This is a genomic window from Mesorhizobium sp. P3_A10 (assembly GCF_056403175.1).
This window is the reverse complement of the sequence record NZ_JBFUFZ010000003.1, coordinates 518,878-538,751: the sequence shown is the minus strand read 5'-3', so window position 1 is coordinate 538,751 and position 19,874 is coordinate 518,878. Positions and strand designations below refer to the sequence as shown.

The window sequence follows — 19,874 nt, the reverse complement described above, 5'->3', positions numbered from 1 at the left end:
CCTTTTTCCGACGAATCCAAGTCAACCCTCCAACTCAGCTGCAACCCTTTCGAGCACCCTCCGCGGTTCGTCGACAATCACGTCACCGTGGCTGACGATGACGCGTGCGAGGCCTGGCTCGTTTGCCCATTTGCGGAAAGCACCGGCGAGCGCTTCCCGGTCCTGCACAAACAGCCATGTAACAACTCGAGGTATCCGCGGCTGATTGACACCGAAGCCTAGCACGCGTGCCATAATGTGAGCGCCAATCCCATGCGGATGACGCACATTGGCGAGTATGTCGTTGATAACGAGGGTCGTGCCACCCTCACGGCGCACAAGCATCGAGGCTTCCTTCTCTGCAACGCCTGGCACTGACTCCATGCGGACGGCGGGATCATTCAAGATATCTCCCGTGCCATCGACCTTGACGACTTTCTCAACGGCGTCCACCGCACCAGGAGCGCAGATAACCTTTGCCTTGGGATAGCGCAGCTTCCAAGGTTTGATGTCGAGCCGGTGAGCAATGCCCGGCACGATAAGGAAGGTGGGGTCGCCAAGGGTTTCGATTTGTCGCATTTCAGGCTCGGCGAGCGGGATGGCGCTCCAGATAGCGGTGCGCCGTCCCCTGAGTCTGACCACCGTCATCCGCCGAGGAAAGTTACCAAACGGCATTTGGATTTCGCCCGCGACAGTTAGCAGGCCGTCGTCGAGTTTCTCCAGCCGACCGTGCGACCCGACCTTCCACTCGTCATTGAATTTTGGCATGCGAACATTCTCGATTGGTTCGCCTTCAACAATAGTTCAGCTCCAATTTCGTTCCGCAATGCTGCCTGTGGTCGAGGCTCGTGCCAAGCACCAGAGGAGCCTTAGGTCTGTGAGAGTGAATCTCGAGCGGACATCATGAAACCTTTTGATTCTAAAGCCGTTATCACCTGATGTCGGGGGCTAAGCTCAAATCGGTCGACGGCGCCAAACGAGGCGGCGCTGAAAAGTCGCGCCAGGAAAAGACATCGACTGTAGAAGCCGCGCCTGAGGTGGACGGCCAGGCCGCACCGCCGCCGGATGCCGTCGAACCCGATCCGCAGCTGACGCCCGAGGAGGCTGAGCAGGCGCGCAAGAAATACCTGCTGACGCGTTTCTGGATCAGCGCACGCGGTTATTGGGGCCGCGGCGCTGACAGGCTCGCCTGGCCGTTCACAGTCGGGGTGTTGGTGCTGATCTGCATCAACATCGGCTTTCAGTATGGGATCAATGTCTGGCACCGCTCGATTTTCGACGCCATTGAGCAGCGCAATGCCCGCACAGTCTATTTCCTGAGCGCCGTATTCGTGCCGCTCGTGCTCGGCAGCGGCAGCCTTGTCGTTGCACAAGTCTACCTGCGCATGACGATCCAGCGCCGCTGGCGTTCCTGGCTGACCACCGCGGTTATCGCGCGCTGGCTGGCAAACGGCCGCTACTACCAGCTGAACCTCGTCGGCGGCGACCACCAGAACCCCGAGGCCCGCATGACCGAGGATCTGCGCATCGCCACCGAGTCGCCCGTCGATTTCATCGCCGGTGTCCTCAACGCATTCCTGGTGGCCTCGACCTTCATCGTGGTGCTGTGGACGATCGGCGGCGCGCTCACCCTGCCGATCGGAGGGTCGAGCGTCACCGTTCCCGGCTTCCTGGTCATCACGGCGATCATCTATGCCGCCATCACTTCCACCTCGATGGTGGTCGTCGGCCGCAATTTCGTCCGCCTTTCCGAGCGGAAGAACCAGGCGGAGGCCGAACTGCGCTACACGCTGACGCGCGTGCGCGAAAACGGCGAGAGCATCGCCTTGCTGGGCGGCGAGGAGGAGGAGCGCAGCGGCATCGACAGGAATTTCGGCCATGTGCTGAGGCAATGGGCGCTGCTGACCGGCCAGCACATGCGCACCGCGCTGGTGTCGCAGGGGTCGAGCCTGTTTGCACCGGTCGTGCCGATCTTGCTTTGCGCGCCAAAATTTCTAGAAGGCTCGATGTCGCTCGGCCAGGTCATGCAGGCAGCGTCTGCCTTTGGCATCGTGCAAGGCGCGTTCGGATGGCTGGTCGACAACTACCCGCGTCTTGCCGACTGGAACGCCTCCGCGCGGCGTATCGCCTCGCTGATGATGTCGCTCGACGGGCTCGAGCGCGCCGAGCAGAGCGATGCGCTCGGACGCATCAATCGAGGCGAAACTGAAGACGGGGCGATGCTCAGCCTGGACAATCTCTCCGTGACGCTCGACGACGGCACCGCCGTGGTCAAGGAAACCGGGGTCGCGATCGACCCAGGCGAGCGCGTGCTCGTGGCCGGCGAATCCGGCTCGGGCAAGTCGACGCTGGTGCGGGCCATCGCGGGCCTGTGGCCATGGGGCGACGGCAGCGTAAACTTCCATGCCGACAGGCGGCTGTTCATGCTGCCGCAGCGCCCATACATTCCCTCAGGCACGCTTCGCCGCGCCGTCGCCTATCCCGCTGCCGCCGACAACTGGTCGATCAAAGAGATGAGGGGTGCCCTCGACAAGGTGGGCCTCGCCTATCTCGCCGCCAAGATCGAGGAAGACGCACCATGGGACCAGACCTTGTCGGGCGGCGAAAAGCAGCGGCTCGCCTTCGCGCGTCTCCTCCTGCACGCCCCCGATATCGTCGTGCTGGATGAAGCAACCTCGGCACTCGACGAGAAGAGCCAGGACGAGATGATGGAGACTGTCATCCGCGAACTGCCTGATGTCACCATCATCAGCGTGGCGCATCGCGCCGAGTTGGAAGCCTTCCACAGCCGCAAGATCACACTGGAGCGGCGCAAGGGCGGCGCCAAGCTTGTCAGCGATATCGAGCTTGTGCCGCTCAAAAGCAAACGGAACCTGCTCACACGCGCCTTGTGGGGCTCTGGTTCTCGGCGTGAGATGAAGTAGGCCGTGATGGCCGGGACAGAAAATTGAAAAGCAAGTCCACGGGAACATGTGCTCTATCCGGAGCAGAATGTTCAACGATCGCTTCGAGAAGCAAGGCAGTCAAGCGCGCCTTCACCTGGGAAGTCCGCACTTAGGGTACAAAAGCGAAAGTTCAATTATGACCCGCTTGACCTCCAGGGCAGGCTTGGACCTTCCGTAAGCCCGGTCGGCCTGCCTGCGCCAACTCACGCCAATCAGCCCTGCATCATGGAGTGCAAGATGGCCTGCATGTGCTCTTCCAGGTCGAGTTCGCCCCGTGCCTCGACAGTCAACAGGTAGTGGGCTTTGGTCCGGCGATCGCCTCTGCTGGTCGCGGGATAGGAGCAGATGGCCAGCAATGCTTGTTCTTCAAATCGGTCTGCTGTCTTGCGGTCGTACCAGCTGCTGCCAGCTCGATGGACCCTATGGAGCTCGGCATAGCCCGTCTCATGGGTTGCGATCAGCGCCTGCAATTGGCGTGAGGTATTTTCTCCCTCAGCAAACGCCGGTTCAGCGACAGACGCAACGGCGGTGAACGCTAGAAATGTACGGCGGGTGACTGCGGCCATGCCTCATATCCTTGCCGGCTGACGACTGCCGGTGCACCATAACACCAGCGCAGTGGCTCGTGGAGGTGGTCTGCGACCCGATCGCATCGTCTGCTGACAAAACCTCGCTGCTCCCCCGGTTGCGCTTGGAGGCCCAAAGGCCGCGGCCAGAAGCGGCACTGAGCCTGCCCTGGGAGCTACGGGAGCACCGCCGGCGCTCGATCCTCCGAGGGGGGGGGACATTTTCGCCCCGAGCTCAGGAAGCAGCGGCTGTCCCTCTGGTTTCTTCAAGGGCAACGTCAAAAGCGCACACCAGCCCGGTCGGGTCGAACGTGATGGTGACGTTGCCTGCAGACTCGGGCCCAAGAAGCCTTTCAAGCATGCGTGTGCCGAACCCTTTCCGCTCAATAGCCGGAACCGGCGGACCGCCCAGCTCGCGCCATTCTATTCGAACACGCCTTTGCCCGGCTTGCCCGCTTACGGTCCAGTATATCGAGACGGTTCCGTCCTTGTCCGAGAGAGCCCCGTATTTGATTGCATTGGTAGTCAGCTCGTGGAAACCCAATGACAGCGACAGCGCCAGCGTGGGGGAAAGCCACACCGAGTCTCCTGAGAGTTGGAACCGGTCTGCATCTGCATGCGGTGAAAGCGCCGCTGTGACGACCTCCCTGAGGTCGGCGCCGCTCCAGTTCTCCTGCGTCAGGATATCGTGCGCCTTGGCGAGCGACACGAGCCTGCTTGCGAGCGCCTGTCCTGCTTCAGGCAAACTCGTCGCATTGCGAAGGGTTTGGCTCGCAATCGACTGGACGACTGCCAAGGTGTTTTTGACTCGGTGGTTGAGCTCATTGACGAGAAGGTTGCGCTGTTCTTCACCGCGCTTGCGCTCACTTATGTCGAGGCTGACCTGCACCGCACCGATAACCTTGCCAGAGGTACCTCGGATTGGCCGCGCACTTGACAGAAGTGTGCGCTGAACGCCATTCGGAAGGATGTAGGCGAATTCCTGGTTGTCAGTCTGTTCCCCGCGCATTGCTCTGCTGAGCGGCCGATCTTCTCGGCTCACGGTGTGCCCATCCTGCAAAGCGATCGTGTCGATGACCAAGTCGGTAGCGCCGAAGGTTTTGCGTGTGTCGGTAGGCAATCCCATGAGCTCGGCCGCAAAACGATTGCGTATTACCTGGCGCGCTTGCGGATCATATGTGAACCAGACTGCCGCTGGGGCTGTCTCCAGAACGGCTTGCAGTTCGAACTCGCGTTCGGCCAGTGCGCGCTCGGCGGCGAGAAGCGCGTCAGCGATCACTGCAAACTCGGAGATCGCGGTAGACATGGCCTTGACCGGTCGGCTGTGCCCCAAGGCATCGGCGCGGTTCGCCAGATCGCGGGCCGCCTTGGCGAACCCCTTGCCGACGACATAGGCGAGTGCGGAAGAGATTAGCATCGCGACAAGGGCGAGGGCGGCAATCGCTGCCAGAGATCGCCAGAAGGGTGCCTGGACGACCGAGAGCGGCACGTTTGCAGTGTAGAACCAGTTGGAGGCACCGGACCGGTAATAGCCGGCGAGCAGCGTTACGCCCTGAAAGTTGCGCGAGGTGAACGTGCCAGAGCGGCCTGCAACCTTCTTCAGATATTCTGGCAAACCCGGCTTGCCTGTCATTTCCTCGTGCAGCGAGGATCGTGCCACATAGGCGCCCTCGCGGTCGCCGACGCCAATCGTCCAGCCTTCAGGCACAGCCGGCATCATGACGTCGCGAATGTCGGCCGTCGGGACCGATATGGCGAGAAGCCAGTCTTCGCCTTTCGGGCCGCGCACGGGAACTGCGACTGCGATCCGATATTCGCCCGAGACGGCATAGACGCCGCTGACGATCGGCAGATTGGATTTGAGCTTGGCTAGATCCGGCGTCGACAGTGGAGAGACGGGCGGCAGCTCCGTTCCATACGGTATCCGGGTGTTGACCAGTTGCTGCCGGCCCAGGTCGCGCAGAAAGATTATGCGATGCGTGCCCTGTACCAAGCGAGCTGCTTCCGCATGCAAGGCCATGAGGTCGCCGCCAGCCATAGAGGAGGATTTGGACAGGCCTTGAACTACTGTAGCGAGGTTGGTGATTTCGCCTTCGACCACCAATGACATTTGACGAGCTACCTGCAGAGCCTCGCTCTCGAACCGTGCCCGTTCGTTGAAAGCATATTGGGCAAGGAGATAGGCAGCAAACAGCCAGACTGGAACGACAACGGCGGTAATCAAGCCCAGCAGATACAATCGAGCTGACAGACGAGGCAACTTCTACCCCCACACTGTTGTGAGCGTTCTACTCGGAGGCAAGGACATGATAAATTGCATCCGCAAGCTGGTGCGACTCGAATGGCTTTTGAAGCGTCACGACTTGCTTGTAACGCTCATCCAGCCCTCGCAGACCATAGCCAGTGGCGAAAAGGAATGGGATGCCTCGGCCCTGGAGCACTTTTGCTACGGGAAAGGATTGTTCATTTGCCAAATTTACGTCCAGGACGGCGAGATCGAAACTCTCGTCTGTTGCCATTTTTAGCGCGCTCTCAAGGCGCATCGCCGGGCCGAGAACCTCAAATCCCAACTCCATCAACATGTCTTCGATGAGCATCGCGACGAGCGCTTCGTCCTCGACAACAAGCACTCTAAGGGGCCTTTCATCTGCCAATTGCGATCGCCCTCAATCCAGTGGTGATCCTAGCGAGCGAAAAGCATGATGAGAATGATGATTGAAATTGGAGTTCCAAGAAGCCAAGCAAGATCCCACGGCCCATTGGGGCCTCCCTGAAGTTGGTCAGCGCACGCCAACAATTCGCAGAAGGATTATTCGTTCCCCTGACGGCGGCTGGCTTTGATGCGATTTGCGCAGCGAAGAGCCTGTTTGCTCAATATCTTAGGGTACAAATGCCCCGCCGCCTTAAGACAGCGGGGCATATGTATCAAAGCCGGCTGGCGGCTCGCGCACGCTCGGTGTCGACCTCGTCTTGGGTGTAGTTGCCCGCGACTGCGTCGAACCCGGTCCATCCTTCAGCCTCGTAGTCCCGGCGGCGGTCGGCCACGTCCACCGAAGTGGATTGTCCAAGAATTCGTTCGGCGTCCAGTACAAGTTCTTCATCGACTCTTGCGGTGACAAGAGTTCCACCGCGACGTACGCCTTCGGCATAGACATGAGCATCCGTTTCAGGAACGCCCGAATCCGTTAGTGCACCGACAATGCCGCCGGCGGCACCACCAACGGCGGCACCAGCCACCGCGCCAGCGGCAGTTGCCGCCAGCCAACCAGCAGCCACGACCGGCCCGAGGCCCGGGATGGCCATAATGCCCAACCCAGTGAGCAACCCCCCGGCACCGCCAACCAGCGCGCCGAGCCCCGCCCCACCAGCGGCGTCCTCAGAAGCCTTGGAAGTGTCACTGTCGTACCAGTCCTTCGAATTGTTGGCGACAATGCTGATGTCGGAATGGGGGATGCCCGTCGCCTCCAGTTCGCTCACCGCATCCTTGGCATCGTCATAGTTGTCGAACAGCCCTGTTAACGTTTTCATATTTGTTATCCTTCTTGTTTCAGTTTGTGCCGGCAACGACGTTGCCCTGGTAATCGAGGGCAACTGCTGCGCTCTTGCCATCCTTGCTGGCCTTGCCGCGCCAGATGCCCTGGTCGTCCTTGGTCAGCGCCGATACGTCGGAATAGCCGGCGTCCTGGATGCGGCTTTTCGCCTGTTCTTCGGTGAAGCTGTTGGCACCGGGGATGGGAGCTGACGGATTGGTTGTCTCGCTGGTCGTGACGGCGGGTGTTGCCGAAGTGGTGTCCGTCGACTTCGTCGTGCCCGTCGAGGTCGCGATCTTCTCGATCATGTCCTTGTGCATCTTGAGGGTCGGCAACGTCTCCTGTGCGAAAGACTTGAGCGTGGCGTTGTCGCCGTCCTTGGCATACGCCTCGAACAAGCTGACCGCGTCAGTATGGGCATTGCGCTGCGCCTCGACATAAGGCTGATCGAGCGGTGCCTCGGCTTGCTGAAGCTTGTCCAATTCGGCCTTGTGCTGAGGATCGAGCTCGCTGGGGACCTTCAGCTTCTGTTCACCGGCAATCGACTCCAGCTTGGCGTTGGCCGCGCCATGATCAACGATCATCTTTTGCGCGAAGTCCTTGACGCTCTGGTCAGAGATTTTGTCTTGAGCGATTTTGCTCGATTCCACCTCGAACATTCCGCCGGCTGCGGCCTTGTTGACGAAGTCCTGCGCATTTTCAGCGGTGAAGGCCGGCGTGGAAAAAGCCAAAGCGGTAACAGCGGCCAAGCAGGCCATTAAATGACGTGTTTTCATGAGTTTGTCCTCGTTGTTGCACGACTGTGCGATGAACGAGTAACCACGCTGCGCAGGCTTTGTTCCGGCGGAAAAGCGATATAGCGGTTTGGCAATGCGGCTGCCTGAGTCGCCAAAGACGACGACGGTTTTTCGCTGGAGGCGCCTGGCGCGGATCGTAAGAATGCCCGCGACCTACCTCCGCGGGCGTCGCCACCAACTGCGCCAAATAGGGTGTTCTGTCCGGCAATGCGGGCAAGATCATGGTAGAGGGGCAACGCTTCGCCAAACTCACCTGGAGCGAACCAGCCAGCCCCAACGTTCAATCCGTCGCCAAAGGGACCGTGGTGTTGAAACGCTCCATTCCACAGGCTTTGAGTGGAACAGGCGATCTCAAATACAGCGACCACGGTGTCGTTTGTGGCGCCGCTGAACGTTGTACACGCAAGTTTGGACGAGCCCGTGTGTGACCGCCATGGCGGCCAAATCGCTCACTTCTTCTTCGCTGCAGCCGCTGGATTATTTCCCGTGGGGGAGGTCGATTTGGCATCCTTTGAGTGTGCGGCTATGGCAGGTCCAGCTCCTGTCGCCTTCCTCATGTCGCCGGTTTTGCTGTCGGCCGCTTTTTTGCCCGCCGACCCTGAAAACAACTTTCCGAAAAAACCCATTTGAACCTCCCGATAACGGTTATCGACCAGTTGTCGACGCCTGTTCTAAATTGCGGGTCAGGGATTTTGTTCCTCAAGCAACCGAATTGTCTGTCGCACAGTTTGTTGGGAACCGAAGGGGACGTCAGCATCGACCGTTGACTTTTTTGGCAGGATTTTTCTCTAGGCCGCCTGGTTTTGCGGCGAAGGTTAAATACAGCCAAGCGTGTCGCTGCTTCGCAGCCCGAACCACCTGCGGCATGCGATAGATCAGTTCGGCGACAATCACGGGCAGCGTCACCCCAAGGCACTGCGCCAGATGAATGTAATCGAAGAAATCGGGAACTTGATGGGCGCCGAAGACTTTTGTCTGTGATGGGAGTGCAGTCCTGATGGCCGAAGAGACGAAGCCGCCCGAAATGACGACCGAGGGCGTTAGGGCGCTGGCGCGGGAGTCAGGGGCTACTGAGGAACAGATTCGCGAAATTGTATCTTTGATCGGGCTCGATCGCGCGTCGATCTTGCGCGAAGCGCGACAGTTGCTGCGCAAACGCTAGGCCAACGTTGGTGAAAGACCCAGCTGAGATCGCCAGAGCCTCATCTCGAGATGGCCTCAGAGGCGATTGAAAACGATCGACTGAACGATTTCCACGATGTCGAGTGCATTGGCAGGTTTGTAGATCACATGTCGCGGCTGCAGGGCTGCGTGATCGCCTTCCAGTGTGTCGCCCGTATAAAGAGCGAAGGGTATGCCGCTTGCGGTCAAAGTCTCCGCAATGCCAACACAGTCCCCGTCCCTCAGTTGCACATCCAGAATAGCAGCTTCCGGGCGATGAGCTGACAACCACGCCGCCGCGTCCGTGCATGAATGCACAAGCGTGACGTCAAAACCTCCCTCTGCCAACGCTGCTTCGAGTTCAATGCCTATGAACACCTCGTCCTCGAGCACAAGGACGACGGGCATTGTCTTCTCGACCTCTTCCGGCTGCTCGACAAAAATGTCGTGCCGCTCTTGGTGCTTGTTCATTTCATCTCGCCTTTTTGGCGCGTCGCAATGGCGATCAGGAATGCTTTTGCCGCCGCATCGCAGGCGATACGCGAGGGGCCGTTGGCACTAAGAATGACGCGGGCTGCCTGCAGGGTTAAGCCATGTTTATGGGCGAATAATTCGGCATCGTATCCAGGGTCTTCGGCAAGGGGGACTTTGCCGCAGCGCGATTTCATAGCTCGTCCTCCGAGTTTTCGTCGAAATCGCCTTCCACTATCTCAATAAGCAGACCCCCGGCGTAAGTGGTTTTATCGGATGGCGTTCGGTCGAATTCAATGGCTGCGGAATGGAGTTCAGCCAAACCAAGCACCAGTCGCTCGGCGTCGTGTGGGCTTAATTTTTCACATTGGTGTCGTCCCAGAATTTCGGCCGCGGTTACCGAAATGTTGACAATCCCGGTCTTGGATATCGATCGGAGGACAGATCTGTTGGCGTCTTCGCAAAGGCTGCTGGAATAACTCACGGTCAACTCCTGTCCTGGAACGGGCTTTCCCCCCTCGGCGCAATGTATGCGCTTGAAGATCGGCAAAAGCAAATCAAATTCACGAATTATGTAATTTTTTCAATTAGTTAGCAGAATGGCTAATATGATCATCTGACTGTGGTTGACCCAATTGAGTTGATGCAGCGCGCCAAGCTATTGCAGTCGAAGACGGAAATAGCTACTTGTTAGCGACTTGCACTACTTACTCATTTTGCTCAGGGCAAAAAGCAGGGGTTGAAAATGGCGGACCTGGAGAGAGAAGAGCGTCTTCAAGTGATGCTGACCGCTGAAGAGTTGGCGGCGTTGGACACTTGGCGGTTCGAAAAGCGAATGCCAAGTCGCGCTGCAGCTGTGAGGGAACTGCTCCGCAGGGGCCTGGCCGCCGACGGCTTTGTGACTGCGGAGCAGGGGAGTCATTCCGCTGAATTTGGAGTGGTTCGAAAGTAACTCTGCATGCCGACACGTCGGGTCGTCGATAAGATTAGCTGACGCTGGCGACCAACTGAAGCAGCGCACCTGACGTCAGCAGCAACGGACCGCACTGTGGTGCGCCGACGGCTGTGAAAAGCGTAGGCGGCTCGGAAATACGAAACATAATCGCGCCGCGACGGAACCTGAGAGAACCAACAAGATCGTTCCTCGCCCGCTTCCCCAGCGCCGGCTTACTCTTGCTTCTCCACATCCAACTCGCCCGCCCACTCGGCGGCCCTTTTCGTTGTTGGCATCGGAAAGCTTGGTGATGTGTCGGATCTTTGCGCCTGCGGCTCAGGCTCGCGACTCTAGAATTCCGGCATGCTCGGCGAGAGCGACAAAAGCCTCCCGCGCCTGGGAAGGCAATGACTTACCGTCGATCGCGGCTTCGACGATCTCTCTCGCTGATTGGTAGAAAGGCCCCCGCTTTGAGTGCGGCCAATCAACGAGCACCTCGCTCGCACCCTGAACGGATTTCACCTCGCGCACAGACGAGCTGCCATAAGGCCGGATTTTTACGCTGCTTTCGAAATGGATGCGCTTCGCTTTGCGGTCATCGTCGTCGTCGCTTTCCACAAATATGCCGGCTTCACGAGCGGCCTCTTCGAATCGAGTGCGGCTGTCGATCGTGGAGCGGCTCCCTTCCAGCACCTTCTCCGTGGTTTCGAATGCGTCACGATGGAGTTCGGTCCGCTGACCTGGCCAGTCAGTGCTGGCAAGCAACGCGGACGCCTGGTGGGCGGATCTTACGGTTAGCGGCTTCGCGCTCTCGGAGAGGCGAACCTTGACCGGCCTGTCAAACTGTTTGTCGTCCATGTAGCCCTCCTGTCCGACTGTGATAACGTTCAAACCGGGACGAGGTTGCAGTTGGCTTTGTGGTCCTTCGCGAGGCCGCGACCATGCCTTGCGAAAATTTAAGCGGCACGGGTCTGGGTGAACGTGAAACTGCATCGCCGCCAGTCTTCCGCGCCGCGAGTCCGACCAGGAGGAATTCAGATCGCGTCCGGGGCCAATGGTGCATGCGCCCGAGGAACCACTGGGGCGAGCGGAAGTTAATCACCAACCTTTGAACCGGAGTGCAAAAAATGGCTGACAGCGAAAACCGCAGGGAAATCGGTGCGACGAAATATCCCGCGAGAACTGGCTCTGATCCCTCCGACCAGTTTTCTCAAGATGCGGCCGGAAACAAAAAACCTAAAGACGGGATCGGATTGACCAGGCGACGGGGCGAAGTGGAAGAAAAGACGCATCAATCCGACGGCCAAAACGTTCCCACGCGGCCGGGTGGCCCAACCGAGGATTGACCAGATGAGCGTGGCAAACCTGCCGCTCGAAGGCCCCTTATGGCGATCGCCTCCGTCGATCGACGACATCGACATTGCCCTGCGGAAGGCTTGAAGCATAGTTGGTTGGGGATGAGCGCATCCGTGAGGACATGGCCCCGTCAAACCGGGATGCAATCTGCTTTCCGATAAGCCTGCTGCAGCTTGCAAACAACGCGCAGTCGGAATCTAACGTGCCGCCATTTTCCGAGTTGGCGAAAATGGTTGGCCTCACCAAAAGCCATATAACGACCAGATGTAGTCAGAGGCGGACTTTTGCGCCGGCCTGCCGGGTTTGACGGCCGGACAGAATGACCCTTCAGAGCCAGGCTGCGCAGCATCGGCCACGCTGGCCCAGCATTCGCGATCAATTATTGCGGATGTCGGAACCTTTGGTTCGCGGGAGGCTTCCATTTGATGTCCCAAACCGTAGAACCACCGATTTTGCCAGAGGGTAGCCCAGACAGGGAAGTCAACTGCGAAGTTGCGCTTGAGGCCGCGTTCAAAGCCTTGGTGGCCGCCTCGGAGGCGCAGGGTTGGACGCATCGTGAAACGATTGCAATTCTCTTGAAAATCGCGACGGAAGATGCCCAGACGCTAGAGGCAGTCGTTGCAACTGAAGCTGCAAAACCGACTCGCAAAGCTTGAGACATCTCCATTCGCCCGTTGCCGTCCCGTCGCCCGATGCAGCAAGCGGAACGAACACGCACACTGGACGTTTTGATGGGTCGCCGAGCTATGCTCAGCGGAATGGGAGAGCGTGATGAACAACATTGTCTGGTTGGTCGGCGCTGTTGTCATTGTCATAGCGGTGCTAAGCTTTTTTTGGGCTTCGATAGCATGAACATTCTGGAAGCCGGGTGGCTGCTGGCGTTGCCTGTTTCGTTCGTGCCTACGGTCTTTCTTGCCGAATTTATTCTCTCTTGCATTAGGTGATGGGCAGCGCGTCGGTGTCGGGGCACGCAGTACAATTATGGCACCCGCGCATAGCTAGGCTGGTCAGATGACATCGGATTCCGAGAAGGCCGAGGCGATCGAGCAATTGCTCGATACGCCTGATCTTGCGACCGCGCTGGAGAGCGAGCAGTTCAAGAAATTCCTTGATCAGGTGCCGATCGCCATTGCTGTTTCCGATCTTGGGGCGATGGAGCGCGTCGTATACGCCAACCCGGAATTCGAGAAATTGTCAGGCCTAAAGGCGGCACGGCTTGCCCGGGAAAACTGGGCAGCACTGCCCGGCATCGGAATTCACCAGCAGGAGGACCGCCCACTTGCCGAGGCGGTGGCGAATGAAACCGATTTCGTCGGCACTTTCCGGCTGGAGCGCGGCGAGGAAAAGCCGGCGATCGTCGACGTTTATTCCAACGTTATCGAGGACGACAACGGCAAGATCTGCTTCCGGCTGGTTGCGCTGGTCGACGTGTCGTCACATGGTGGGGCGGCGGATGCGCGCTCGGGCGAGGAACGCGTCCGTGAGAAAGACACTCTACTGCGCGAACTGCAGCACCGGGTCAAAAACAATTTGCAAATGATCACTGCATTGATCCGTCTGGAAACCCGGAACGCCACCGAACCGGACCAGAAGCGTTTCGAGAGGCTCGCGGGACGTGTTGATGCTCTGGCGATCCTCTACCAGACGCTTTCGGCTGACGAGCAGAAGGATGAGGTCGATCTCGGTGTCTATCTCAGCCAGATCGCGTCAGCGGTGATGAGCTCACATGCGGTCGAAGGTATCCGCCTTGATATGAAGGTGGACACCTATCCGGTCTCGATCAACGTCGCCATGCCGACCGGGCTGGTTGTGAACGAGTTGCTGACAAATGCGCTCAAGCACGCCTTTCAGGGCCGCGAGGGTGGCACGATAACACTGCACAGCATCGTCAATGGCGACGGCTGCCGGGTCACCGTCGCCGATGATGGAGTCGGCTTGCCGGAAGGCGAGACATGGCCAAAACCCGGCAAGCTCGGCGCACTAATAGCGCGCTCGCTGACCGAGAACGCCAAGGCGGAATTCAACGTCACTTCAAGCCCCGGCGAGGGAACAAAGGTCACCATCGTTTTCAGACGATCGGCTGCCGCCGCCAGCTAATAAATCGGTATGGCAAGGGCCTAGGTAGGCGGGCTTTTTTTGTCTGCGGCTGGGAACTTCGCCAACCAAGGTTGTTGAGCTGCAGCAGCGGTTCGTACCGGTTCGGGCTGCTGGCCAAGGCGGCAAATTTGGTCGGCCCGCGTCTTCGCCAAACGGCGCGGGCCAACCCATGATCCGCCCTTTTCTAGAAGCAAGGGCTTGCTAAATACCATGGGGAGATGGGTGTGGTGATGCAGACGAAGGCGACCAACAACAAGCTGACGAACCTCGCGGTCACGTCGATCAACAAGCGAAATTGACTACTCCGCTCTGACCGCAGGGGGTATGTCCAGTTCAACGTGATTTCGTTGTGGTGTTGTATTCACGGTTCGCCGCATAATCGATCTTGAATGTTTCATCGGCAACGCGAACGCCCTGCTTCACGCTTGAGATAGTTATCGTCGTCGTCAGTCCTCTCTCGTCGGTGAGGCTCCATTTGCGCAAATCGAGCGATTTTCGGTCGAACGTCATGGTGATATCTGAATTGCCGAAGGCTGACTTGTCGGCGAGCCTGACAGTTACCTGGTTTCCGTCTTCCTTAATGCTTTTGAAGCGCCTGCCAGAGAAGTCGACTTTGTTGTCGAGGAGCAACTTGAGCGGCGTCTTCGCGAGCGCATAGAGCCGCGATGTCTTGAGCTTCTTGTTGTAAACGACCAACGACTTGCCATCAGCAATTACGCTGACCCCTGAGTGGCCCGCATAGTTGAATCGTATTCTGCCTGGGCGTTGGAAAAAGAACCTGCCGCTTGTCTTTTCCGCCTTCGGCCCCGACTGAACAAAGTCGCCGGACATCGATTTTACTGATGAGAAATGATCGGCGATCTGCTGCGGCTCAACAGGTGCGGCTGAGACCGCATGCGCGAGTTCCATGTTGATAGTGGCAGCGCCGCCCAGGATAAATCCAAAACCAATCAGCGTCTTCGTGATACGGCGCATATAATTATCCTAACCAGAGCAGGCGCGTGATCGCAACCGATCACGCGCCCTATTTCAATAGCCGTCAGGGCAACGTGCAATGTAGACGCGGCCGTGGCGATCGCGATATCGACATTGGCCGGCCTCGCTGGCGTGGCCGATTACCGCGCCGGCGATCGCACCGACCGCGCCGCCAACAACGGCTCCCTGTACGGGATCGTTGGCCACAGCGGCACCAATCGCAGCGCCACCCAGGCCGCCAACTGCAGCGCCTTGCTCGGTACGGGAGCATGCTCCCAGCGGAATGAGCAGGCTCAACAAAAGTAGTGTCTTTTTCATTCGTACTCTCCTGGGCTTTAATTAGCCGGAGATAAAATGCGCCAGTGAGTTTTTCGATCCATCGATGGCAATGGTTGCCAAGTGTGATTGGAACCAGTCGACGTTGGTGAGACCAACAGAGTCCCGCAGGACCGAGTGCTATTCGCCGTTGTGCCGCCGCATGGCGCGCGATTCAAGGCCATGACCATCGCATCGAAGACGGTTCGGGATGGCGCGATGCGAGGTACTGCGCATTAAAGTCGCGCTTGATTGTTCTCGCCCAATCTCTCAGCCTACTCGCGGCATCGCCACTAAATGAGGGCTGGGAAATCCGAGAAGATGCACCTCATGTGAGAGGACCTCCCGAGAGGGAGGTCCTCCAAGAAAAGCTGGCTCAGCGTTTGATCATCCTGGCCACTGCGATCAAGATGCAAGCGCCGATGAAGCCAGCAACCAGGTAACCAAGCCAGCCGGCTAGTGAGACGCCGAGCGCCCCTAGGAGGACGTTGGCAACAACGGCGCCCACGATCCCTAAAATGATGTTCATGAGCACGCCCATATTGCTTTTCATGAACATCTCGGCGAGCCAGCCGGCAAGGCCGCCTATGATGATCGCCGCAATCCAGCCGACGCCAGGATTCTGCATTGTGTTCCCCTTTCCTTGAACCGCAATTGGTTCGGGCCGGAAACGCTTGGTGGGCCGACTAGTTCCGCCCGAAGGGCGATGATTTGGCAGCGCTGCGAGCCGAATGCGAGCCAACTAATTTGGCTCGCACAATGATGGAACTTCGGTCCGTAAGGCTCGTTGTGCAGTCGCAAACAGTGCCGCGTTCAGCCACCGGGTGCAATGGTTAAGCCGAACGCGGCGTGCATCAACATAACGCACAAGGAAACGTATCATGATCCGCAAACTTTTGGCTACCACAGCCGTCGCAACGCTTCTCACCGCCGGAGTCTGGGCCACAGGGGCCTCAGCCGAAGATGCAGCAAAGCCTGCCAGCACAACGCAGACAACTACGGCCGTACCGGCGACAATGGCCGAGGGGAGCCTGGCGACCAAGATCATCGGCGCTGACGTCTACGACAGCGCTGCGGACGATGCCGCCAAGATCGGCGACGTAAAAGACATCGTCCTCTCCAAGGACGGCAAAGCCAAATATATTGTTATCGGCGTCGGCGGCTTTCTGGGCATTGGCGAAAAGAACGTCGCCTATGATTTCAGCAAGGCTGAATGGGTCGAAAAAAAGGGCGAACGCTGGCTAGTCGCCAAGACCACCAAGGAAGACCTTCAGGCGCAGCCCGATTTCGACCTCGAGGTCTATGATCCGGCGACAGCTGCGAACGGTGCCGCTGCCACCACCGCCAACAACGAACCGGCTCCTGCGACCACGACGGACAACACAAAAACGGCTGCCATCGACAAGGCGTCGCTGACCGAGCTGCCGATGGATAAGATCAGCACCAAGGACTTCATCGGCACGACCGTCTACGGCGCCGACGATGCAAAAGTTGGCGAGATCGGCGACGTCGTTCTCAGCGGCGACAAGAAGGTGGATGCCGTAGTCGTCGACGTCGGCGGCTTCCTCGGTATGGGGGAAAAGGAAGTTGCCGTGGGCCTGGAGAAATTGAAGTTCATGTCCGACAAGGACGGAAACCGCTATCTCTACACCAATTTCACCAAAGCCCAGCTGGAAGCGCAGACCGCTTATGACAAGGGCACCTACGCCCAGAACCGCGACAAGCAGCGGATCGTCATCAGCCAGTAACCGAATGGCCCGCGCCGACCCGTCGGTGCGGGCCACACTCCCATGAAAAGATGGCGAAGAGGGCACAATGGTTGACAAAGCAGTGCCAGAAAGCGGTGCAAGATTCGATCTTGGACGGATGACCCGCTTATCCGTGCCGCGGCACGAATTGGATTTCATCGGCAAGCTCGGCCGCATAGATCACCAGGAAGCATTGGCTCTCTTGCAGAAACACAAGGGAGACCGAGAAGCGGTCTTTTCGGAGCTCGTGTCTCGACAGAAGCGGTGAGGCGGAGGCGTTCCCGAAAGGGCATCGCGTCTGTCAAGAACTGAAACACCAGGTTCTCGAACGCGTCGCTCGCAAGCGGAACATCAGCAGGGCTGATGCATTGCTGGTGAACGCCAATGGAATTGCCGACGGTCTCGAAATGCGACGCGCGATCAAGATTGCATGGGATCTGCTGCGAGAAAGCGTACTTGGCTTTGTGAACGACAATGCGCTTAGCCACGGAGCTGCAATGGCTTTTTACGCCACCACATCGCTGGCGCCAATTCTGCTCATCGTAGTCGCAATCGCCGGGCTCGCATTCGGTCATGAAGCCGCGCAATTGGCTTTGTCTGCCCAGATATCAGGACTTATGGGTCCAGAAAGCGCAAGTCTCCTTCAAACCGCGCTAGAGAGCGCGTCCGGTAAGTCATCCGGCACCTGGGCGGCGGTCGTTGGCATCTTTACCTTGCTCCTGACCGCATCCGGGGTCTTTGGCGAAATGCAGCAGTCGTTGAACACAATATGGAAGGTTGAGCCCAGGGGCAGTTCTTTGTCGCGCCTGGTGCGCGCTCGTGCTGCAAGTTTGGGACTGGTCGCCGCACTTGGCTTCATGTTGCTCGTCTCTCTCGTCGCGAGCGCGGCGATTTCGGCACTGGGCAACGTCATCAACGCTCATTTGCCGTTCGGCACAATCGTCCTCAGCGTGATCAATGCGGTGGTTTCGTTTGTCCTGATCTCAGCGATGTTCGCTGCCATCTACAAGATCTTGCCTGATCGATCTCTGGAATGGCGCGATGTCGGGATAGGGGCTGTTGTGACCGCTGCCCTTTTCACGTTCGGGAAATCGCTTATCGGTTGGTATATCGGCTCCAGCGCGATCGCGTCCTCATATGGGGCCGCCGGTGGGCTGCTCGTCATACTGCTTTGGGTTTACTACTCATCGGAAATTTTTCTTCTCGGGGCGGAATTCACTCGCGCCTATTCCGTTCGACACGGCAGCAGGTCCGATCTGGGCGCGCTGGTTCGTAATGATCTGCCTGCAAGACGCGTCGTCGCCTCTCGCACCGAGAAACAGTCCAACGCTGCCGGCGTTGTCGTTCTGTTTGCAGTGGCATGCGCGAGTGCAACGCTGACAACGTTGATGCTGGGTCTTCGTCGCTGACCATGCGGCAGTTAGCGCAATGCCGGCGCAAAACCCAGGCAGAAGCACGGAACCATTCGCTTCGCCCGCTCTTTCTCCCAAAGCCAATTCAGGCAAGGAGCATTGTAATGAAAACGCTGGCCGATATTTTCGAGCATACCCTTCAGGACATGTATTATGCGGAGAACGCGATTACCAAGGCTTTGCCGAAAGTGGCCGCGGCGGTGAAGGACGCCAAGCTAAAGAAGGCGGCCGAAGACCACCTTGAGGAAACGAAGGGGCAGATCAGGAAGTTGGATCAGGTGTTCAAGTCGATAGGCAAGAAGGCGTCTGGTGAGAAGTGCGACGCTATCGAGGGGCTCCTCAAGGAAGCCGACGGACTGATGAAAGAAGCGTCGGGGACGGCTCTCGATTCCGGCTTGCTGGCGGCTTGCCAAGCAGTTGAACACTACGAAATTTCCCGGTACGGCTCGCTGCGGGAATGGGCAAAGGACCTCGGGCACGACGAGGCGCATAAGCTGCTTAGCGAAATCCTCGACCAGGAGAAAGCCACCAACAACAAGCTGAYGAACCTTGCAGTTACGTCGATCAACAGGACAAATTGATAGACCGGGCTTGGCGTTGAGACGGTCAGGGCGCAACGCATAGGGTTGATAACCCCGACGGTTAGCGCAGCAGGCCTTCGTCCTCGAACTCGTCCCATCCCTCCAGTCTTGGCGATGGGGCACCTGCTCGAAAGTTACTCTTGGCGAGGCGGGCTTTCGCGTTGCCCTTTCCCGCGCGCGTCAGCGCCGCCTTGCCGGCGCCGCGCCGCCTGTTTTCGGCAACTTCCCGCGCATCCTCTTCCCGCCAGACGGTAGGCAAGTCGCGATCCAGGACGTCCTCGATGTGGCGGGGATCGAAAACGTGGAAGGTGACTTTCTTTGATCGGCCGTGCATCTTCACGGTACGCGTGCCGATGCTTTGCAGCCTACCGTCCTTGACCCACTTGTGTCGTTCGCGCGACGAGATCGTCAGGACATCTTCGACCTCGCGAGGCAACACGGGCAGCTCGTCGATCCCCTCAAGCGTTTTGGTGATGGCGGCCGAGGCGGTCTCAAACTCGCTCGCCTCGACCTCCGGGATTTGCAATTCAATGCGCCCAGTCTCAGCCTTGACGTGCTTGCGCATCGCCCATGGCAGGCGCGCCCGCACTTCGCGTTCGATCCCCTTGGCGCGCACTGACGACCCGAGCGTCGCGGATGTCCGCAAAGGCCATTCAGCGATCAAGGACAGGGATGTCGTCATGCTTGGCTCGGACGCCGTCCCATTCGCTTTGCGACGGCGGATCGTGCTTATCAACTTGGCTCCAAATTTCTTGAGCGCTGATGAATGAAGATTTCCGGCCATTTTGGACCGACGCGGTTGCGATTTCGTCTTATGCTTGTCCAATGAACAGCTGCAGGCTGGCTCAGTGGGAACTTCAAAGCGCTCGCGAAGTTCCGCGTGCGGATCAGACCGACACGTTCGATCGTGGCCATTGACTACCTTGGGCCGATTGCCGACAGGCCGCTTTAGGCTGGGATCCACGAAGAGCCGACATTCAGATCGTCGTGACCATAGTCGCGACCTG

25 protein-coding genes are annotated in these 19,874 nt (G+C 58.5%); 10 read left to right on the top strand and 15 right to left on the bottom strand.

The features are described from left to right. Positions 1–21 precede the first annotated feature (21 nt). A complete protein-coding gene (locus AC1DXU_RS15615) occupies positions 22–747 on the bottom strand; it encodes a hypothetical protein (RefSeq protein ID WP_477369846.1) in 726 nt (241 codons plus the stop codon). Positions 748–917: 170 nt separating this feature from the next. On the opposite strand from AC1DXU_RS15615, the gene AC1DXU_RS15610 reads away from it, so the two are divergent. Continuing rightward, entirely contained in the window at positions 918–2,903 is a 1,986-nt protein-coding gene (locus tag AC1DXU_RS15610) for an ABC transporter ATP-binding protein/permease (protein ID WP_477369843.1), read from the top strand. Between the two features lie 233 nt (positions 2,904–3,136). Here the strand turns inward: AC1DXU_RS15610 and AC1DXU_RS15605 are convergent, their stop codons facing one another. From AC1DXU_RS15605 to AC1DXU_RS15585, 5 genes are all read right to left on the bottom strand, one after another. Next, positions 3,137–3,490, bottom strand: a complete 354-nt coding sequence (locus AC1DXU_RS15605) for a hypothetical protein (RefSeq protein WP_477369840.1) — start codon at positions 3,488–3,490, stop codon at positions 3,137–3,139. Between the two features lie 235 nt (positions 3,491–3,725). Next, a complete protein-coding gene (locus AC1DXU_RS15600) occupies positions 3,726–5,750 on the bottom strand; it encodes a sensor histidine kinase (protein ID WP_477369837.1) in 2,025 nt (674 codons plus the stop codon). A 28-nt stretch (positions 5,751–5,778) separates the two neighbouring features. Next, positions 5,779–6,120 carry a response regulator gene (locus AC1DXU_RS15595; protein ID WP_477369835.1) on the bottom strand — a complete coding sequence of 114 codons (342 nt, stop codon included), beginning with the start codon at positions 6,118–6,120 and terminating at the stop codon, positions 5,779–5,781. Positions 6,121–6,415: 295 nt separating this feature from the next. Beyond that, positions 6,416–7,018 carry a general stress protein gene (locus tag AC1DXU_RS15590; protein ID WP_477369832.1) on the bottom strand — a complete coding sequence of 201 codons (603 nt, stop codon included), beginning with the start codon at positions 7,016–7,018 and terminating at the stop codon, positions 6,416–6,418. Between the two features lie 19 nt (positions 7,019–7,037). Further along, positions 7,038–7,796, bottom strand: coding sequence for a DUF4142 domain-containing protein (locus AC1DXU_RS15585; protein ID WP_477369829.1), 759 nt, complete (start codon positions 7,794–7,796; stop codon positions 7,038–7,040). 357 nt (positions 7,797–8,153) lie between these two features. Here AC1DXU_RS15585 and AC1DXU_RS15580 point away from each other — a divergent pair, with 357 nt between their 5' ends. Further along, positions 8,154–8,447, top strand: coding sequence for a hypothetical protein (locus AC1DXU_RS15580; protein WP_477369826.1), 294 nt, complete (start codon positions 8,154–8,156; stop codon positions 8,445–8,447). A 120-nt stretch (positions 8,448–8,567) separates the two neighbouring features. Here AC1DXU_RS15580 and AC1DXU_RS15575 read toward each other — a convergent pair whose 3' ends face one another. The 4 genes from AC1DXU_RS15575 to AC1DXU_RS15560 all read right to left on the bottom strand — a co-directional run bounded on the left by AC1DXU_RS15575 (position 8,568) and on the right by AC1DXU_RS15560 (position 9,933). Further along, positions 8,568–8,972 (bottom strand): hypothetical protein, encoded by a 405-nt coding sequence (locus AC1DXU_RS15575; RefSeq protein ID WP_477369823.1) that lies wholly within the window; start codon positions 8,970–8,972, stop codon positions 8,568–8,570. A gap of 63 nt (positions 8,973–9,035) precedes the next feature. After that, complete coding sequence (locus AC1DXU_RS15570; RefSeq protein ID WP_477369820.1) at positions 9,036–9,449, bottom strand: response regulator; 414 nt, start codon at positions 9,447–9,449, stop codon at positions 9,036–9,038. Continuing rightward, positions 9,446–9,646, bottom strand: a complete 201-nt coding sequence (locus AC1DXU_RS15565; protein ID WP_477369817.1) for a hypothetical protein — start codon at positions 9,644–9,646, stop codon at positions 9,446–9,448. The genes AC1DXU_RS15570 and AC1DXU_RS15565 overlap by 4 nt, the downstream gene beginning before the upstream one ends. Further along, on the bottom strand, positions 9,643–9,933 hold the full coding sequence (locus AC1DXU_RS15560; protein WP_477369814.1) for a hypothetical protein: 291 nt from the start codon (positions 9,931–9,933) through the stop codon (positions 9,643–9,645). The genes AC1DXU_RS15565 and AC1DXU_RS15560 overlap by 4 nt, the downstream gene beginning before the upstream one ends. Positions 9,934–10,194: 261 nt before the next feature. On the opposite strand from AC1DXU_RS15560, the gene AC1DXU_RS15555 reads away from it, so the two are divergent. Continuing rightward, positions 10,195–10,401 (top strand): hypothetical protein, encoded by a 207-nt coding sequence (locus AC1DXU_RS15555; protein WP_477369811.1) that lies wholly within the window; start codon positions 10,195–10,197, stop codon positions 10,399–10,401. Positions 10,402–10,719: 318 nt separating this feature from the next. Here AC1DXU_RS15555 and AC1DXU_RS15550 read toward each other — a convergent pair whose 3' ends face one another. Next, the gene (locus tag AC1DXU_RS15550) at positions 10,720–11,241 is read right to left on the bottom strand and encodes a DUF982 domain-containing protein (protein WP_477369808.1); all 522 of its coding nucleotides are present in this window, start codon (positions 11,239–11,241) and stop codon (positions 10,720–10,722) included. Between the two features lie 269 nt (positions 11,242–11,510). Here AC1DXU_RS15550 and AC1DXU_RS15545 point away from each other — a divergent pair, with 269 nt between their 5' ends. The 3 genes from AC1DXU_RS15545 to AC1DXU_RS15535 all read left to right on the top strand — a co-directional run bounded on the left by AC1DXU_RS15545 (position 11,511) and on the right by AC1DXU_RS15535 (position 13,836). Then, entirely contained in the window at positions 11,511–11,729 is a 219-nt protein-coding gene (locus tag AC1DXU_RS15545) for a hypothetical protein (RefSeq protein ID WP_477315242.1), read from the top strand. A 435-nt stretch (positions 11,730–12,164) separates the two neighbouring features. Further along, a complete protein-coding gene (locus tag AC1DXU_RS15540; protein ID WP_477369805.1) occupies positions 12,165–12,395 on the top strand; it encodes a hypothetical protein in 231 nt (76 codons plus the stop codon). Between the two features lie 355 nt (positions 12,396–12,750). Next, a complete protein-coding gene (locus AC1DXU_RS15535; RefSeq protein WP_477315246.1) occupies positions 12,751–13,836 on the top strand; it encodes a sensor histidine kinase in 1,086 nt (361 codons plus the stop codon). 333 nt (positions 13,837–14,169) lie between these two features. Here the strand turns inward: AC1DXU_RS15535 and AC1DXU_RS15530 are convergent, their stop codons facing one another. From AC1DXU_RS15530 to AC1DXU_RS15520, 3 genes are all read right to left on the bottom strand, one after another. After that, positions 14,170–14,811, bottom strand: coding sequence for an outer-membrane lipoprotein carrier protein LolA (locus AC1DXU_RS15530; protein ID WP_477369802.1), 642 nt, complete (start codon positions 14,809–14,811; stop codon positions 14,170–14,172). 54 nt (positions 14,812–14,865) lie between these two features. Further along, positions 14,866–15,129 (bottom strand): YMGG-like glycine zipper-containing protein, encoded by a 264-nt coding sequence (locus AC1DXU_RS15525; RefSeq protein WP_477369799.1) that lies wholly within the window; start codon positions 15,127–15,129, stop codon positions 14,866–14,868. A gap of 373 nt (positions 15,130–15,502) precedes the next feature. After that, positions 15,503–15,754, bottom strand: coding sequence for a GlsB/YeaQ/YmgE family stress response membrane protein (locus AC1DXU_RS15520; protein ID WP_477369796.1), 252 nt, complete (start codon positions 15,752–15,754; stop codon positions 15,503–15,505). A 253-nt stretch (positions 15,755–16,007) separates the two neighbouring features. Between AC1DXU_RS15520 and AC1DXU_RS15515 the strand changes: the two genes are divergently transcribed. The 4 genes from AC1DXU_RS15515 to AC1DXU_RS15500 all read left to right on the top strand — a co-directional run bounded on the left by AC1DXU_RS15515 (position 16,008) and on the right by AC1DXU_RS15500 (position 18,867). Then, on the top strand, positions 16,008–16,874 hold the full coding sequence (locus AC1DXU_RS15515) for a PRC-barrel domain-containing protein (protein WP_477369793.1): 867 nt from the start codon (positions 16,008–16,010) through the stop codon (positions 16,872–16,874). Between the two features lie 67 nt (positions 16,875–16,941). Next, the gene (locus AC1DXU_RS15510; RefSeq protein ID WP_477369790.1) at positions 16,942–17,142 is read left to right on the top strand and encodes a hypothetical protein; all 201 of its coding nucleotides are present in this window, start codon (positions 16,942–16,944) and stop codon (positions 17,140–17,142) included. Between the two features lie 106 nt (positions 17,143–17,248). Further along, a complete protein-coding gene (locus tag AC1DXU_RS15505) occupies positions 17,249–18,283 on the top strand; it encodes a YihY/virulence factor BrkB family protein (protein WP_477370372.1) in 1,035 nt (344 codons plus the stop codon). Between the two features lie 107 nt (positions 18,284–18,390). Continuing rightward, positions 18,391–18,867: a YciE/YciF ferroxidase family protein gene (locus AC1DXU_RS15500; protein WP_477369787.1), complete on the top strand. Its 477-nt coding sequence runs from the start codon at positions 18,391–18,393 to the stop codon at positions 18,865–18,867. Between the two features lie 61 nt (positions 18,868–18,928). Here AC1DXU_RS15500 and AC1DXU_RS15495 read toward each other — a convergent pair whose 3' ends face one another. Continuing rightward, positions 18,929–19,549, bottom strand: coding sequence for a hypothetical protein (locus AC1DXU_RS15495; RefSeq protein WP_477369784.1), 621 nt, complete (start codon positions 19,547–19,549; stop codon positions 18,929–18,931). Between the last annotated feature and the right edge of the window lie 325 nt (positions 19,550–19,874).